General features: G+C 44.3%; 17 protein-coding genes and 2 pseudogenes. 16 read left to right on the top strand and 3 right to left on the bottom strand.

The window, feature by feature from the left end; translation table 11 throughout:
- Positions 1 to 26 precede the first annotated feature (26 nt).
- From IEY34_RS20265 to IEY34_RS20210, 13 genes and pseudogenes are all read left to right on the top strand, one after another.
- Positions 27 to 245, top strand: a pseudogene (locus tag IEY34_RS20265) (response regulator); the annotation flags it as partial.
- Between the two features lie 147 nt (positions 246 to 392).
- Positions 393 to 971, top strand: a complete 579-nt coding sequence (locus tag IEY34_RS20260) for a TetR/AcrR family transcriptional regulator (RefSeq protein WP_189014522.1) — start codon at positions 393 to 395, stop codon at positions 969 to 971.
- A 63-nt stretch (positions 972 to 1034) separates the two neighbouring features.
- Entirely contained in the window at positions 1035 to 1802 is a 768-nt protein-coding gene (locus tag IEY34_RS20255) for an SDR family NAD(P)-dependent oxidoreductase (protein WP_189014520.1), read from the top strand.
- Between the two features lie 33 nt (positions 1803 to 1835).
- Positions 1836 to 2648 (top strand): SDR family NAD(P)-dependent oxidoreductase, encoded by an 813-nt coding sequence (locus tag IEY34_RS20250; protein WP_189014518.1) that lies wholly within the window; start codon positions 1836 to 1838, stop codon positions 2646 to 2648.
- A gap of 662 nt (positions 2649 to 3310) precedes the next feature.
- The gene (locus IEY34_RS37335; RefSeq protein ID WP_268240147.1) at positions 3311 to 3433 is read left to right on the top strand and encodes a hypothetical protein; all 123 of its coding nucleotides are present in this window, start codon (positions 3311 to 3313) and stop codon (positions 3431 to 3433) included.
- Between the two features lie 310 nt (positions 3434 to 3743).
- Positions 3744 to 5282: a bifunctional GNAT family N-acetyltransferase/carbon-nitrogen hydrolase family protein gene (locus IEY34_RS20245; protein WP_189014516.1), complete on the top strand. Its 1539-nt coding sequence runs from the start codon at positions 3744 to 3746 to the stop codon at positions 5280 to 5282.
- Positions 5283 to 5302: 20 nt separating this feature from the next.
- Positions 5303 to 6193 carry a carbon-nitrogen hydrolase family protein gene (locus IEY34_RS20240; protein WP_189014514.1) on the top strand — a complete coding sequence of 297 codons (891 nt, stop codon included), beginning with the start codon at positions 5303 to 5305 and terminating at the stop codon, positions 6191 to 6193.
- 3 nt (positions 6194 to 6196) lie between these two features.
- Positions 6197 to 6559: pseudogene (speD, locus tag IEY34_RS36880) on the top strand (adenosylmethionine decarboxylase); the annotation flags it as partial.
- Positions 6560 to 7378: 819 nt separating this feature from the next.
- The gene (locus IEY34_RS20230; RefSeq protein ID WP_189014512.1) at positions 7379 to 8911 is read left to right on the top strand and encodes an MDR family MFS transporter; all 1533 of its coding nucleotides are present in this window, start codon (positions 7379 to 7381) and stop codon (positions 8909 to 8911) included.
- Between the two features lie 22 nt (positions 8912 to 8933).
- On the top strand, positions 8934 to 9575 hold the full coding sequence (locus IEY34_RS20225) for an acyl-CoA-like ligand-binding transcription factor (RefSeq protein WP_189014510.1): 642 nt from the start codon (positions 8934 to 8936) through the stop codon (positions 9573 to 9575).
- Between the two features lie 183 nt (positions 9576 to 9758).
- Positions 9759 to 10358, top strand: a complete 600-nt coding sequence (locus IEY34_RS20220) for a TetR/AcrR family transcriptional regulator (protein ID WP_189014508.1) — start codon at positions 9759 to 9761, stop codon at positions 10356 to 10358.
- 86 nt (positions 10359 to 10444) lie between these two features.
- Complete coding sequence (locus tag IEY34_RS20215; protein WP_189014506.1) at positions 10445 to 11626, top strand: MFS transporter; 1182 nt, start codon at positions 10445 to 10447, stop codon at positions 11624 to 11626.
- 15 nt (positions 11627 to 11641) lie between these two features.
- Entirely contained in the window at positions 11642 to 12208 is a 567-nt protein-coding gene (locus IEY34_RS20210; protein ID WP_189014504.1) for a GNAT family N-acetyltransferase, read from the top strand.
- An 802-nt stretch (positions 12209 to 13010) separates the two neighbouring features.
- Here IEY34_RS20210 and IEY34_RS20205 read toward each other — a convergent pair.
- Positions 13011 to 13454, bottom strand: coding sequence for an OsmC family protein (locus IEY34_RS20205; protein ID WP_189014561.1), 444 nt, complete (start codon positions 13452 to 13454; stop codon positions 13011 to 13013).
- 372 nt (positions 13455 to 13826) lie between these two features.
- On the opposite strand from IEY34_RS20205, the gene IEY34_RS20200 reads away from it, so the two are divergent.
- From IEY34_RS20200 to IEY34_RS20190, 3 genes are all read left to right on the top strand, one after another.
- Positions 13827 to 14156, top strand: a complete 330-nt coding sequence (locus tag IEY34_RS20200; protein ID WP_189014502.1) for a hypothetical protein — start codon at positions 13827 to 13829, stop codon at positions 14154 to 14156.
- 88 nt (positions 14157 to 14244) lie between these two features.
- Positions 14245 to 14637, top strand: a complete 393-nt coding sequence (locus IEY34_RS20195) for an Imm7 family immunity protein (protein ID WP_189014500.1) — start codon at positions 14245 to 14247, stop codon at positions 14635 to 14637.
- Between the two features lie 140 nt (positions 14638 to 14777).
- Entirely contained in the window at positions 14778 to 15224 is a 447-nt protein-coding gene (locus IEY34_RS20190; RefSeq protein WP_189014498.1) for a hypothetical protein, read from the top strand.
- 94 nt (positions 15225 to 15318) lie between these two features.
- On the opposite strand, the gene IEY34_RS20185 is transcribed toward IEY34_RS20190, so the two are convergent.
- Both IEY34_RS20185 and IEY34_RS20180 read right to left on the bottom strand, forming a co-directional pair.
- Positions 15319 to 16140, bottom strand: coding sequence for a helix-turn-helix domain-containing protein (locus tag IEY34_RS20185; RefSeq protein WP_189014496.1), 822 nt, complete (start codon positions 16138 to 16140; stop codon positions 15319 to 15321).
- Between the two features lie 135 nt (positions 16141 to 16275).
- Positions 16276 to 17046: a sugar phosphate isomerase/epimerase family protein gene (locus tag IEY34_RS20180; protein WP_189014494.1), complete on the bottom strand. Its 771-nt coding sequence runs from the start codon at positions 17044 to 17046 to the stop codon at positions 16276 to 16278.
- Positions 17047 to 17071 lie beyond the last annotated feature (25 nt).

Genomic DNA, 17071 nt, shown 5'->3' with positions numbered 1-17071 from the left:
TCCATGAAATGAGGCCTTCATGACATATCGAAACCGTGTCTTCCGGTAACGAAGCGCTTCGCAGACTGCATAACAGCTAATGGGATCTGGTCATAGCTGACGTTATGATGCCTGGCATGTCAGGCTACGAGTTGACACGATTGATTCGCGAGCGTTTTACCCTGTACGAATTGCCCATTATCCTGCTGACAGCGCGCAGTGAACCGCAAGACATCTATGCGGGCTTCCTTGCCGGAGCGAATGATTAAGTGACTAAGCTTGCAGCCGCTCGTGGAGAATGCCGTAGTAAGGATTATTAACAAACCTTATATTGAGAACGATCAGTAAAATATAATTCTTTACCGATCGTTCTCAATATGTTAAGATCATTTTAGAAAGGAGGACAGTACGAGATGGCTAGAACAAAGGAATTTGATGAAGATACCGTGTTGTATAGAGCGATGAGGCTATTTTGGGAGCAAGGTTATGAAAAGACATCGATGAATGATCTAGTCGCATCTATGGGTATTCACCGCAGAAGTTTGTATGATACATTTGGCGATAAACATAAGCTATATCTTCAGGCTGCTGATCGATACAGCAAACTGGTCAACTCGCGGCTCGAGGCAGGTGTCCTCCGTGCAACCCCTAAAGAAGCCATAAGCTTTATGTTCGATTTGATGATAGATGGAATTGCTGAAGACAGTCCTCCAGGTTGCTTGTACGTGAATATGGCTATTGAACTTGCCTCGCAGGATTCAGAGGTGGAAGCGAAGGTAAATGAAAGCTTCATCCAATCGGAGCGACTTCTCACAGATATTATCCGGAGGGGTCAGGAAGCGGGAGAGTTTACAACTGGTCGCAGCGCCGAGGAACTAGCGGAAAGTCTACACAATGCGCTTCTAGGACTGCGGGTATTAGCTCGGGCTTCAACCAATAAGGAGAAGCTTCATCGTATAGCCAATGTTTCCAAAGCAACTTTAGATAAATGAGTGTGTAAATTTTTTTTGGTTATTTGGGAATGATCATTCTAGAAAACAAAGGGGCAATCGAAAATGGGAAAACTTAATGGCAAAGTAGCGTTTATTACAGGTGGAAATAGCGGGATTGGATTGGCAACCGCCAAATTGTTCGTGGCTGAGGGAGCGAAAGTTGTGATTACCGGCAGGAATCAGGCTACCTTAGACGCGGCGTTGGAGGAGCTGGGTACTGTGAATGGTTTTGCCGTTCAGGCGAATACAACCGATCCAGCCAGCTTGGAGAAAGCTGTTGCCGCAGCGGTGGAGAGATTTGGCGAATTGGATGTGGTTTTTGCTAATGCGGGTATTTCTGGTCATACCCCAGTAGGGGGGACAGAACTTTCTGTTTTTGAGGAGATTCTCAAGATTAACGTTACTGGCGTCTTTTTCACCGTTCAAGCTGCGCTGCCTCATCTGAAACCGCAAGCTTCGGTCATTCTGAACAGTTCGGTGCTTGCGACTGCAGGTAGCCCTGGATGGTCGGCCTATGCAGCAAGCAAAGGCGCGGTCAGCAGCATGGCAAGAGTGATGGTTTCGGAATTATCGCCGCGAGGCATTCGCGTGAATACAATTTCGCCTGGAGCGACGAGAACGCCAATATGGGGGCAGCCTGAAGGATTAGCCCAGATAGAGTCCAAGCTTACGCGGTCGATTCCGCTGAACCGTTTGGGCGAACCGGATGAGATTGCCAATGTTGCGTTGTTCCTAGCCTCGGATGCTGCTGCATTCGTCCAGGGGGCCGAAATCAGCGTAGATGGAGGCGCGGGTTCTTCCCCATTTGGCGCTCCGATCTATCTAGCTTAATAACAATTCCTAACTTAAAGGAGTAAACTTTCTATGAGTAGAGTATGGTTTATTACAGGAACTTCCACGGGATTCGGTCGTAAGTTTGTCGAGCAATTGCTTCACACGGGAGACAGAATTGTCGCAACTGCGCGCAATCTCAATGACATCGCTGATCTGCAAAAAGCATCCCCAGATCAAATCCATATTGCATCATTGGATGTGACCAAGAAAGAGCAGATTCAAGCTGCAGTTCAAGAAGCTGTTGAGCGATTCGGACGCATTGATATTGTTGTTAATAATGCGGGATACGGGCTTTTTGGGATGCTGGAGGAATATACCGATGAAGAAATCAGAAAGCAATTTGATGTGAATGTATTTGGCATGCTGGATGTCATTCGTGAGACCCTGCCAGTCTTCAAAAAACAGAAATCGGGTCATTATGTGAATATCTCATCGGTCTTTGGTGTGTGGGCCGTTCCAACGTTCAGCCTGTATGCGGCTTCCAAATTTGCTGTAGAAGGTTTCTCCAAAGCAATGGCTGCTGAACTAGAACCCTTCGGGATCAAGACAACAATTGTGGAACCCGGCGTATTCGAAACAGAATTTATGGGACATTCAAGGAAATTAGCTGAGCCTTTACCTGAATATGCCCCTATTTATGAAGCATTCTATCGAGGTTATGAGGCTTTGAAAAAGGGCGATCAAGGCAAAGCGGTAGAAGCGATGATCGCGATGATTAACAGTGAGAATCCGCCGCTGCATTTCCCAGTCGGTGCACTGGCGACATATGGCATTCGGGATGCTTTGGGCCAAAGAATCAAGGAAGTCGCGGCGTGGGAAGAGGTATCGCTCATTGCGGAGTGATGAACTTTTATTGACATGACAAAGGAGCTAAGCGGCTTGGACGCTTAGCTCCTTTGTTTAGGGTATCTAATGAACCGTATGATGCTTATAGACGAGAAAATGGCTACTTTGGAAATTTAATGAACGGAGTTGGCGCTATCCGGCATTTTATTGGCAGAATGATGGTCATTTGCTTGAAATAGAGCATCTGGCTTTCATTAGATTTTCAGAATGAGTGATTTTGGCCGAATAAGGGGTATTGAGTTCGTTAGGGGGCTTGGTTTTCCACAAGGTTCATTGACTGAGTGACCACGCCGCAGGATCGGTTTTTCATATTGGTGCCCACCACAAACTTCTTTGCTTTGGAGGTTTTGGGTCTTAAAGGGCATCTAATGAACCGTATGATGCTTATAGACGAGAAAATGGCTGCTTTAGAAATTTAATGAACGGTGTTGACGCTATCCGGCATTTTATTGGCAGAACGATGGTCATTTGCTTGAAATAGAGCATCTGGCATTCATTAAATTTTTAGAATGAGTGATTTTGGCCGAATAAGGGGTATTGAGTTCGTTAGGGGGCTTGGTTTTCCTCAAAGTTCATTGACTGAGTGACCACGCCGCAGGCCTGGTTTTTCATATTGGCTTCCACCACAGACTTCTTTGCTTTGGAGGTTTTCGATCTCAATGGCATCTAATGAACTGTATGATGCTTATAGACGAGAAAATGGCTACTTTGGAGATTTAATGAACGGAGTTGGCGCTATCCGGCATTTTATTGGCAGAATGATGGTCATTTGCTTGAAATAGAGCATCTGGCATTCATTTGATTTTCAGAATGAGCTATTTTGGCCGAATAAAGGGTATTCAGTTCGTTAGGGGGCTTGGTTTTCCTCAAGGTTCATTGACTGGGTGACTTAGCCGCAGGCTCGGGTTTTCTCATTGGCCCCCGCTCAATCCATCCATCAATCTAATGAACTACGGCTCCTTTTTGTTTTTGTTTAACGCCAACTTTTGACGAAACGTGTCAAATTTTACAATCCTTTTACTCTCCAATAATACGGGTATGAAAGTCCTCTCCTATAATGAAGACAAACTAACGCTTGAATGGGGAGAACATATGACATCCGATCAAATTTCACAATTTGAAAAGAAAGTGATTATCCGCAGCATTGAAGCCGCAGATTTCCAGAAAATAATTGCCTTGCAGCACATATGCTTCCCGAATATGAACCCATGGCAGATAACGCATTTGGAGAGCCACATCCGTATTTTTCCCGAGGGACAAATTTGTGTGGAACTGGATGGCGATATCATCGGCTCCTGTTCGAGCTTAATCGTTAATTTCGATGATTACTTGGAGCAGCATACCTATTCTGAGATTACGGATAAAGGCTTTATCCGCAACCATAACCCGCGTGGTGAAAATTTGTACGGGATGGAAGTCATGGTGCATCCTGATTATCGTCGAATGAAAATCGGCAGAAGACTTTATGAAGCTCGCAAGCGATTAGCTGAGAAGCTGAATCTCCGGAGCATCATTGTTGGGGGCCGCATTCCCGGGTATCACAAACACAGTGACATGATGTCGCCCCGAGAATATGCGGAAGAGGTGCTTCAGCAGAATATTTACGATCCTGTACTCACCTTCCAGATGATGAACGGTTTCACCCTGAAGCGGATTATTACGAACTATTTGTCCGATGACGAGGATTCGATGAATTTCGCCGCATTGCTCGAATGGAACAATATTGACTATAAGCCCAGCAACAGCAAAACGCACTACAAGCTGTCGTTCCCTGTTCGCATTTGTGTCATTCAATATATGATGAAAAAAATTGACTCTTTCGAGGAATTCGCCACGCAATGCGAGCACTATGTCGATGTTTCGGCTGACTACAAATCTGATTTTGCCGTTTTCCCAGAAAATGTGACGATGCAGCTGCTCTCGTTCCTCGAGGAACGCTCGCCGAGCCTTGCCGTTCGAAAACTCAGCACGTTCACAACGCAGTATGTTGAGTTATTTACCGAATTAGCGGTTAAATATAATGTGAACATCATTGGTGGCTCCCATTTCGTGGAAAAAAACAATCGCATCTATAACGTCGGCCATTTATTCCGCCGGGACGGAACGATTGCGCAGCAGTACAAGCTCCATATCTCACCGAACGAACGGAGATGGTGGGGAATCAACGGCGGCTCGAAGCTTGAAGTATTCGATACGGATTGCGGGAAGATATCGATCCAGCTAAGCAGCGATATCGAGTATCCGGAAATTTCGCGTATTGTGGCCGAGGAAGGCGCTCAGATAATTTTCGTACCTTTTTGCGCGGAAGATCGCCAAGCATTTCTTCGTGTTAAATATTGTGCCCAGGCACGGGCGATTGAGAATCAAGTGTTCACCGTGACTTCTGGAACCGTTGGCAATCTTACACATGTGGACAATGTCGATATCCAATATGCACAGTCTGGCGTGTATACGCCTGCTGATTTCTCATTCCCGCGGGACGGGATCGCCGGCGAATGCAGCGAGAATACAGAGACAGTCATCATGGCGGAGGTCGACATGGAGATTTTGCAGCGCCACCGCAAATCGACGGATGTTTTGACCTTTCGGGATCGACGAACCGACATCTATTCCCTTCAAATTCGTTCCTAGACAGGGAGGAGCTATAGCTCATGTATATGCAAAATCTTAAAGTAGCTACCGCACAATATGGCCTCGCGGATGCCGAGTCTGACGCTGACTTCTGGTCCCGACTAGGGAGGAAACTGCGCGAGGCGGTGGCAAAAGGCGCAAATCTCATTATTTTTCCTGAATATGTGACCGCGCATTTGCTTAGCCATCAGCCGGTAATGACACATGAAGAGGCATGTCGGCATCTAGATGCTTATACAAGTGAGTATATCGCCTTTTTTCAGCGTTACAGCCGTGAGTTGAATGTTATTATCCTTGGGGGAACCCATATTTGCCAAGAGGACAAAGGCTACGTGAACAAAGCCAGCCTCTTTTTCCCGGATGGCCGCATCGAGGAGCAGAATAAGCTCCATTTAACGCCCGAAGAGAGAAACCGCTGGCCGCTTGCTGCAGGCGACAAGCTGAATATTATTGAAACGCAGTGGGGGCGTTGGGCGATTCTGACTTGTTATGATATTGAATTTCCTGAGCTTGCCCGGTTGGCTGGGGAGAGCGGTGTGCAATTGGTGCTTTGCCCTTCTTACACAGATAGTGCTTTCGGCTATTACCGTGTTCGATATTGCTGTCAGGCCAGAGCCATTGAAAATCAATACTATGTCGTGCTAAGCGGGATGGTGGGCTCATTGCCGGATGAACGTCCGCAGGTAGATCAAGGATATTGTCAGGCTGGCATATTTACGCCATGCGACGTGCCTTTTTCAGCAGATGGCATTATCCAGGCAGGCGAACTGAACCGAGACATGTTCGTGATCGCTGAGCTGGATTTCGCCAAACTTCATGCCAATCACAAGCAAGGCGTGGTTGCGCCCTTTTATGACCGTCGACGAGTGTACAGCAGAGAATTGCGTAAAATGCGAATAGAGGAGTGCTGAATGATGGAATATTCAACGTATGGACGTCATGTTGCTGTGGATGCTTGGGGAGTACATTTTGATCACTTAAATGCGGCTGACCTCCTGTGCAAACAAATGGTTCAAGCGGCAGAAGCGAGCGGAGCCACGATTCTTTCGGTCCAATCCAAACAATTCGAGCCGCAAGGCGCCACAGTGTTGCTTCTGTTATCCGAGAGTCACATGTCCATCCACACCTATCCGGAAAAAGGCTTCGCAGCGCTGGATTGTTACACGTGCGGAGAATCAGTCGATCCACAAATAGCTATTCAAGCGATGCTCGACTTCTTACAACCAAATTCAACTTCACAAGCTAGCCTATCGAGAGGCATGGGAGCGCTGCATGTTCGTATTTCGAATGAGGCAGACGTTGTTTCGGAGGCTGCCCTTGAAGTAGATGCCTCCGATGCTGCTGCAGATGCTTCGGATGCTGCGAAGTTTCGGATGTAGTGTCATTTATAGTGAAAGCGGAACGCTAACAGCGAAGGATGCTGTTGGCGTTTTTTTTGTGCGTTTGCTGAATGAAGCGGAATATTGATCCGTTATTTTGTGGGAAATGCATATAAATGGGGCTGTCGCGGATCGTGAGTTCGCTATGTGTTAGGAAATCGCCAGATTGGAGGCGGAAACGTCGGAATAAGTGATCTACGTTCCGCGAAACTAGCAATCTGGCCGAATTTGGACCGAGTAAGGCATCTACGATCCGCTTCATAGGCGCTTGAGCGTAGTGAAGTTGCGAAAACGCGCTGGACAGCAGCAAACCCGAGGAGATAACGCTGAAAAACAGCGTTACAGCAAAGGCGTGGCGCGAATTCTAGACTTTAAGACTGTAAAACAGTCTTAAGATCAAGAAAATCCGCCGGACAGAAGCAAACTCGAGGAGTTAACGCTGAAAAACAGCGTTACAGCAAAGGCATGGCGCGAATTCTAGACTTTAAGACTGTAAAACAGTCTTAAGATCAAGTAAATCCGCCGGCCAGCAGAAGCAAACCCGAGGAGTGATAACGCTGAAAAACAGCGTTACAGCAATGAAGGAAGGCCAGGACAAGAGGACTTCCATTTCCATTTTGTACTCAAAAAAACTGACACTAAATATAAATTGACAGTAACTATCATAAGATATAAACTTTCATTATTGAAGTTAAACAACAAAAGGAGGCACCTACTTTGAAACGAAAAAACAACAAAGCTCTAATTGTGACTGGCCTAATTATCGGAATTATTTTCGCTGAGCTTGATGAAACCGTCGTTAGCACGGCTCTGCCCAGTATCATTCGTGATTTGAATGGGTTGTCGTTGTATGGCTGGGTGGCTGGGATCTATATGCTCACGATGACAGCTTTCATGCCGATTCTGGGAAAGTTGGCGGATTTGTTTGGTCGCAAGCGAATTTATATCCTGAGCATGAGCTTGTTCATAGGGGGATCGATTATAAGCGGATTCGCAAGCTCGATGCCGACATTACTATTGGGGCGCGGCATTCAAGGGATCGGTGCTGGGGGACTGCTGCCGCTGGCGATGGTTATTTTCGGCGATACGTTTACCGTTGAGCAGCGCGCCAAAACCCAAGGGATTTTCGGTGCTGTCATGTTTGTTCCGCAGCTCCTAGGCCCTTTGCTCGGGGGATACTTCACGCAGCATATTTCTTGGCATTGGATTTTCTGGGTCAACATCCCGGTCGGCATCGTTGCAGCTATCCTGCTTTCTACCGGGTTGACCGAATCCAGAGGCAACATGAAAGCGAGCATCGACTGGGCAGGCGCGTTCCTGCTCGTCGGAGCGATCGTTTCCCTGCTCCTAACGCCGGTTCTCCACGAGACCGAGGGACTCGCTTGGGGTTCGCCGCTGATCGTTGGCTTGTGGGCGCTCGGCGTCATCTTGATCGGCTTATTCGTATTCGCTGAGCATAAGGCAAAAGAACCGATTCTGCCGCTGCACCTCTTCAAGAATCGGACGTTCGTCGTATTGTCACTTCTGGTATTTACGCTGGTGATAGCGATTATGGGTTCCTTCGCTTCGTTCCCGTTCTTCGCTCAGAACGTGCTCGGCCTCTCGCCGATAGCATCCGGATACCTTACTTTGCCATTAATGATCGGAGTCATTGTCTCGAGCCTAGTCACCGGACGATTAATGACCAAAGTGGCTTACAGAACCATATACATCGTATCGATGGTACTTACTGTACTGGCTCTTTTCTTGCTGACCAGTCTTGATATGAACACACCTATTATGGAGATCATGGGCTTCTTTATTCTTCTGGGACTCGGTTACGGTTTTCTACTCAATAATAATCTGATTGTGCAAGAGTCAGTTGAGAAGGAGAACAGCGGCGTCGCACTTACATCGATCACGTTATTTCAGTCGTTCGGGATGACGATTGGCGTCAGTGTTTTCGGCAGCTTGCTCGCTTCCCACGTTACATCTGGCATTGACAAGCTCGTCTTAACATTGCCAGCGAACAGCGCTGCAAGCATCGGTGATGCCGCGCAGGGAAGTATTCCGTCTGGCCTTGACGGGAAAATGATCGAACAGATCAAATCCGTTTTCTCGGAGGCTTTCCAAAATCTCTTCTGGGTCAGTTGTATCCATGCGCTCGTCGTTATCTTCATCTGTTTCTTTTTGAAAAGAGAAGTGATCGCGGTCTCATCACCCCAAGAAGAAGCAGTGGGGCTGGAAACATTAGAATCGAACCTGTTATAATGACAGTTGAGGTGATAGATTCATGCTCTCTGAACATTCGGAACCAGTGAAGATCGGGCTTCGTGAAAAGAAAAAACAGAAAACCCGATTGCTGCTGCAGCAGCAAGCACTGCGTCTGTTCCACGAACAAGGTTATCATGCGACGACGATCGAACAGATTGCAGAAGCAAGCGAGATTTCCCTTAGCACATTATTCCGCTACTTCTCGACTAAAGAAGCACTGGTTATCGAGGATGAGCTTGATCCAATGATTATTCATGAATTCCAGAAACAACCTCTCGACTTGAATCCGATTCAAGCGCTGCGGATGTCCGTGAAAGCCGTCTTTGATTCCGTTGATCAGGAGAGAAAAGAAGCCTTGCGCGAGCGAACGAAATTAATATCATCTGTTCCAGAGCTGCGTGCTGCTTCATTAATTCAGACGAACAAATCCTTGCTGTTGATTGCCAATCTTGTGGCAGATCGTCTTCATCGCACGGTAGATGATCTTGAAATACTTACGTTTGCCGGTTCGGTGACAGGTGCAATGATGGCCGTTCAGCTTTATTGTGCCAGCCATCCAGAAGCTAACTTTGTTGCTTCAATTGATGAAGCGCTATCCGATTTGGAATTAGGACTCCCACTTGCCAAACAGACTTCTAATCAGTTGCCCAAAAGCGAATAGTCAGAAACAAAAGAGTCGGAAATCACCCTACTGCTGGTGAGCTTCGACTCTTTGCAGTTGATGTTATTCGGTCTTGATGATTGGCGCGGCTTGAATAAAACTGCTATCTATGCTAATATACTGAATGAACGTTCAGTATTATTATAAGTAATTAATCTATCCATTGAATCGGAGTGGGAGCGTATGAACAAAAAGCAACTGCAAAGCGAGAGTACCAAGAAAAGAGTTGCGGACGCTGCCAGGAGCCTGTTTGTTCAAAAAGGTTACAAGGCAACTTCGATTGAGGATATTGTGGGTGCAACAGGGAGCAGCAAGGGGAACATTTATTATCATTTCAAAAGCAAGGAAGGGCTGTTTCTCTATTTAATTGAGGAATGGGACCGGGAATGGGAAGCCCAATGGAAAGAAAAAGAGTCGCTTTACCCAACAACGACGGAGAAAATGTTCGGGATTGCAGAGCAAATGGTTCTTGAAGATCTAAACCATCCTTTGACCAAAGCAGCTAATGAATTTTTTAATAACGAAGAGAAAGCCAGTGATGTTGAAGAACGAATAACCGAACTGGTGAATGGACATCTTAAATTCTATGAAACGCTGATACAGCAAGGGATTGATAGCGGGGAATTCAAACAAAGCAACGTAAAAGGGCTTTCCGTTATTTTTGAAAGTTTAACCATGGGCCTCAGTCAGATGTCTCAAAAATTAAGCCAGAAGGATGCGCTCGCATTATATCGTTTAGCGATTCAAGTTTTCCTGAACGGGATTACAGAAAACCGCAGTTGAATCATTTGCTTTCTTTTGATTTTTTACAGAATGAACGTTCAGTATAAATTTTCGCGCAAATCACAAATACATCCAGGAGAATTATTATGAACATACTACTAAGAAAAAGGGGCGCGCTATTGCTCCTCATATTTAATATTTTTCTAGTCTTCACAGGGATAGGACTTGTAGTTCCGATTATGCCTAAGTACATGACGGAACTTCATATAAGCGGAAGTACCGTAGGGATGCTTGTCGCGGCTTTTTCACTCACGCAGTTATTGTTTTCACCTTTGGCCGGAAGATTGTCTGATAATTGGGGACGCAAAAAGATAATTGTTTCTGGGATGGTTATTTTTGCACTCTCGGAGTGGCTATTCGGAGCTGTTAGTTCGACTTATTTGCTCTTTGCTGCTAGATTTCTGGGGGGAATTGGCGCTGCACTCATCATGCCTGCCATCATGGCCTATACAGCAGATGTTACCTCCAGTGAAGAAAGAGCCAGAGGTATGGGATACATTACTGCAGCGATAACAACGGGATTTATTATTGGGCCAGGTATCGGAGGGTTTTTAGCGGAATACGGAATTCGGTTTCCCTTCTATGCAGCGGCAGTCGCAGGCGGCTTAGCAGCGGTAATCACCGCATTGATTTTGCCAGAATCATTACCTGTAGAAAAGCGTCAAGTTTCCAAGACTGTGGATAAACAAAACCTGTTTCTCCAACTGCGCTATTCATACCGAGAGCCTTACTTTTTAAGTTTGATTATCGTGTTTGTTTCTTCTTTCGGTTTGGCGAACTACGAGACTATCTTTGGTTTGTTCGTCGACCACAAATTCGGTTTTACACCGAAAGACATTGCGTACATTATCACATTCGGATCCATTGCTGGTGCTGTCGTGCAAGCGACTCTATTCGGTTGGCTTTTGAACCGTTTTGGAGAGAAGAAAGTAATCTCTTATAGTTTAATCATATCAGGGATATTCGTCCTGTTAACGTTATTTGTAAACAAATATTGGTTGGTTGTTGTGGTTACTTTTATTGTGTTTTTGGCAATGGATGTCTTACGTCCGGCAATCAGTACTCAAATGTCCAAAGTAGCTCCTGATCAGCAAGGATATGTTGCAGGTCTAAACTCGGCTTATACAAGTCTGGGAAATATCGTTGGACCTATAGTTGCAGGCTTTTTATTTGATATGGATATTAATTATCCCTATATTTCAGCTTCCATCGTCCTCATCTTATGTTACGTTTTATCCGTAAAGGCGAGAAGAAGAGTAGTTGCTTAAAAAGGAGGAAAAATTATGATACGTCAGGCAAAAAAAGAAGATGCTGCTGCAGTAATTAGTTTAATGTATACGGCGATAGGCGATATTGCCCACACGTTGGCGGGAACCCAGGATGTTGGGACAGCTCTCCAGGTGCTGGAGGGATTTTTCCAGGAAAAAGGCAACCGCATCAGCTTCGAAAACGTGTTGGTGCTCGAAGAAGACAATCGCGTCATCGCCTTTATGCTGGCCTACCATGGCAGTCAAGCGGCGGAACTGGATCGTCCATTTCTTAATCGCCTAGCTGCGAACGGCAGCACAACGGTGAGCATTGAGCGTGAAGCACGCGAGGATGAATATTATTTGGACTCCATCGCCGTTCATGCGGATTACCAAGGCAGAGGGATTGGAACCAAACTGCTGCGATTGTTCGAACAGCAAGCTGCAGAGCTTGGCCATGATAAAATTATGCTGCTTGTGGATCTGGAGAATACCGCCGCGAAGGCTTTGTACGTTAAGATGGGGTATAAGGAAGATGGTGTCGTAACGGTTAGTGGGCATTTATTTAATCGGATGGTTAAAAGGTTGGAGACGGCGCTGTAATAAATGCGAAGTTTGGATTTAGGGTAAGCGATGAGCTTACCCTATATTTTGGTCTCAAAGGGCAGCTAAAGAACTGTATGTTGCTTATAGACGAGAAAATGGCTACTTTGGAGATTTAATGAACGGAGTTGGCGCTACCCGGCACTTTATTGGCAGAATGGTGATCATTTGCTTGAAATAGAGCATCTGGCATTCATTAGATTTTCAGAATGAGCGATTTTGGCCTTGTAAAGGGTATTGAGTTCGTTAAGGAGCTTGGTTTTCCTCAAGGTTCATTGACTGTGTGACTTAGCCTGCAGGCTAAGTTTTTCATAAAAATATAAGAGTTTATATGTTTTGGAGTGAGCGCGGAGTTACTCCAGCCGCCTTGTACTAGCAGAGGGAACTACAGTCCGCTATTCTAGCCAAAAGTAACCATATCGCGGGGGGGAGGGAACTACAGTCCGCTATTTTGCTGTTTCAAGGCAAATTCAGCGTTTTTAGTGGAAATAAGACCCTGTAGTTCCGCTAATACCCTAGCATCCCTGCTATTTGCCTATATAGCGTCCTCTAGTTCCCTTAACAGGTTTTGTCGCTACTAAGAGGCTGATCTCTCAGGGCGGCGATGCCGTTTTTCTTTAATTTTGTGCCTCTCTTTAGGCTACGAATTGGCGTTGTTGTACGGGGACTAAATAGAAATAAGGCAGCGGAAGGCGTCTACCTTGCCTATTTATCCGCTGGCCCACAAAGGTTAGAAAACCAGGCTGCAGACAGGCTAGTTGCAAATAAAAAAACACCCGAAAGGGTGCTAGTTATTACTCTCTTAGTTTTCAATAACAATACCGTTTAACTTTAAATTGACCAAGTTTGCTATCGTATCGCCAACCGGGCAAGTTTCTTCTAAAAACTTAACAAATTCTTCAACCCGTTCTTTGGGAGCATCTGTTTTGATATGAAAAGTGTATCGGATATCAGAATAACCTGGACGAACATCTGACTTCTTAAAGAAACCATCCAAGTCCAAATCACCTTCAATTTCTACTCGAAAGTCCTCTAGATTGATATCAAACTTCTTCGCATATACTCTGGCTACAATGGATTGACATGCACCTAACGAACCAAGCAGCGCTTCAACTGGATTCATTCCCGTATCGGTTCCACCTAAACTTTTAGGCTCATCAATTGTAAATTCGAAATTTCTGGAGCTAACTTTGACAACAACACCTTCTTGCAGGTGTGCAGTTGCTTTAAATGTTGTGATAGCGATTATACTCACTCCTTTGTTATGTATACATGCAAAGTAATGATACCATATAATTCCTATTAAGTTAATGGGAATTATTTTTTGGAGCTAAAAAGGTTAATAATAGATGTATCTTTTGATATGAAATGAGATTTTTTTAAATAATTTGGAGTATTCAATTTACGAGAATTACAACCACGAACTTGTTTTTTGCATTATAATCTTTGAATTCTGGAAAAGTGAATAGAGTAATTAACTCTTTTTGTTAACTAATAGTTAGATTTTTTGTTGTATAATAACAAGAAGAAAATGGGGATACATATTCTGGAACATTTTTAAAACTCTAATTGAAAAATTTGCATATACAAGCAAAGTAAAAATACAGGAGGAATTTGAGTGATTGATAAAAAGCATTCCATCTGGATAGAAGCTGAACAATGGGCAGAAGGTGAATGGAACATACATGATGCTAATACTGATGTGATAGTAACTCCACCAGATGGTTCAAGTTGGGTTGCCTCATTTATTACTTACAATAATATTAAGACACTAACTGAGAAGAACCAACAAACGGGTGAGTGCTTGCATGGAAAGTACTTTTGGGGAAGCGACATGATACTCGTGGATCAATGTAGTCGTGATCGTATAGAAGAAGTGATTGATAACTTGATAATACAAGGTGATTTTGAGCGAATATTTAGTAAGTGTGATGTATCCAATTTGTAAGAATGAAAGCATAGTTTATTCGCTTTAGAGGGAGCAAATTGCACTAATTGAGATTTTTGTATTTATTTGCCTAAGTGAGGGTTGATTTATGTACGAATATCATGGATGGATGACAATAAGTGAAAATACGTACGAAGAAGATACAGAAAGCCTTTGTTTAGTTATAGCTGATATTAGGGTTTTTATAGAAGAACTAAAAAATTGGATTGGAGGAAATCTTGAGTTAAATGCAGTAAATGGCGAATTTCACATAAGTTTATCAGGAAATGATAACCATACGCCAATTGAAAAATACAACCAAGTCACGATTTTTGAATACATAGGAACACAAGCAAAAGGTTCGTATGGTTTGTTGTATATTAGAGACGCTGCAGACAAACAAAGTCATAATACCTTCAAGGTGTATGTGCTAGCTAGAGGAATACTTACTCAAAAAGAAGATATGTATTTGTCACCTTGTAATCCAACAATTGAGGATTAAGTGTGTGACGGGGGTTTTTGGAGCAATTGGACAGATTGGGGCAGTTCTTATCATCAATGAAAGCACACGATAATAAACGCCTAAATGAGAGTATGAAGTACAATGATTTAATGCTATTAGTGGATAAAGGGGGTTCTCGATTGCAGAAGGAAAGTATTCCAGATGAAGTTTGTATGGAATTGAAAAAGAAAATGGAACAGACATGGGATATAAGCAAGTCTTATTGGTATCCGTTATTTGAGTGCAAAAGACCTGACCTTATTGCATTTAATTCCCAATATATCGAAAGTGAAGAAAAGCTAGAGGTTATTATTTCATTGTTAAAAAACCATGGAGTAGAACAGGTACTTGAATTTCTTGAAACAGATCATAGTTACAAAATAGAGGTTTCAAATCTATATCCTTATTACTGTTACAATGGTGAATTTATAGGAGGAGAAGGATTTTGGTGTTCAGATAAAATGGACTGGATTATTTATGCTTCTCACGAGGGGACAATTACTTTTGGTGGAGATTGGTTAGTTAAAAGTTTGAAATCTTTATGGTCTGATTGGAAACAAAATATTGATTGGGATACAAAGAACTAAACTAGAAGGTTTATTAGAAAAAAATATTGGAGCGTAGAATTGCCTGGCTCCTATACATTCGCGATGACTTATGCAGGAACGTATAAGGATCTACCTAATGCTCCATCGGAAGCTTCGAGCGTTTCTGTTGTTCTTCTTTATACTGTCGGGGGGATACCCCATAGTGCATGCGAAATTGTCGATAGAAGTAGGTATAGCTATTAAAGCCACTCGCTTTAGCGATATACTCCAGCGACATTACGCTGAAACGAATACGCTCACATGCGATCGCAAGGCGGACTTCAATGGCATAACTCATGATGGATTGACCGAAATTCTTTTTAAACAAGTGTACAGCTCTGGAAATGCTAATTCCTGCATGTTTGGCAATTTGTTCCAATTTGAGATCTTCTGTTGCATGTTGATCGATGAAATTTTTGATGCGATAGGCAATGTAGGATGGACTTGACGTTTGTCCCATGCCGGCAATTTCATGCAATCGCTGTAAAGTTAAACAAAAGACGCGCAGGATATAATCTGCCAGCTCTGCACTGGTGTCATTCATCCGCAACGTTTCCTTCGCCAACTGATTCCACTGCTTCAGGAGATCGTCGTCGAGGGGGATGGTCGTCTTTTGAGGAGGGGAGAAATGTGCCCACCATTGGTCGATCCATGTTCCCTTGCAAATCACATAGTAGTCGATGCTAGTGTCTTTCATGATGAGCTCGTAATTTTCGCCTGGGCGAAACATAAGCAGGTCTCCAGGCGCAATCACGACAAATTCGTTATCAATAAGTGCTTCACAGTAACCGCTAGTCTGCAGCCGGATGATATAAGTGCTTAGAAACTCACGTGGATTTCGAAACCGCTTTTTATGATGTGCCATCCCTACATAAAGCGCTTCAGCTTGCAGTTTATCCTCGCGTTCATGTAGCACATTAGATTCCTCCTTAGGCTTGAGTAAATTGTTCATGTTTTCTATTACATAATTATACAAACTTTCTAGACACATGTATGCAATTATTTCCCGAAACAAACATAACCGCCCTCGAACAGGGCGGTTATGTTTGTTTTAATTGACCTCTGCAAACCTAATATTTCGACGCAGCCATTCCATACTTATCTTTACACTTTCTAACGCAGGCAGGTCACAATCATCTTGTTCGATGATGAGCCATTCCGTTCCCGCCGCTTCTGCTGCTGCAATGATGGCCGGTAAATTCATCTCGCCCCGTCCCAGTTCCAACGTTTGATACGTGCCGCCTTCGAACTTGCGAATGTCCTTCAAATGAATCAAAGGTACGCGGCCGGCGTATTTATCAAGGTAAGTAATGGGGTCGCAGCCTGCGTGATGTACCCAACATACATCGAGCTCGCTTTTCATAGCATCTGGAGACGTACTGCCCAAAAAAGCGTCGAACCATGGTTGATCCCCATAATTTTCGGTGAATTCAACATAGTGATTATGAAAGCAGAAAGCAATGCCTTTGCTGGCGAATTGGCTGCTGCACGCGTTAAAAAAAGCAACTGTTTCGGGCAAAGCATGCCGCTGAGCTTGATTTATTCCGGGACAGACGACATAACGGCTGCCGATGGCAACATTCATTGCAATTTCTTCTTCCAAATGGTTCTGTAGACGCTCCATGTTTACATGACTGCCGATGGCTTTCAGCGACAAGTTGGTAAGCAGCGACTTTAACTGTTCAGGGCTAAAATCGTAATATCCAGCAAACTCGACACCTTCATAACCCATTTCGGCCACCTTTTGCAAAACCGATGCGGCGTCTTGCGCCATTTCATCTCGAAGTGTGTATAATTGCAGGCCAATTCCCATTTTCCTCATGCAATATTGCCTCCCATTTTAACAA

The organism is Paenibacillus marchantiophytorum (genome assembly GCF_014640555.1).
Classification (GTDB): domain Bacteria; phylum Bacillota; class Bacilli; order Paenibacillales; family NBRC-103111; genus Paenibacillus_E; species Paenibacillus_E marchantiophytorum.
Note: the sequence above shows the minus strand (reverse complement) of the source record. Positions and strands in the feature narration are given on the sequence as shown.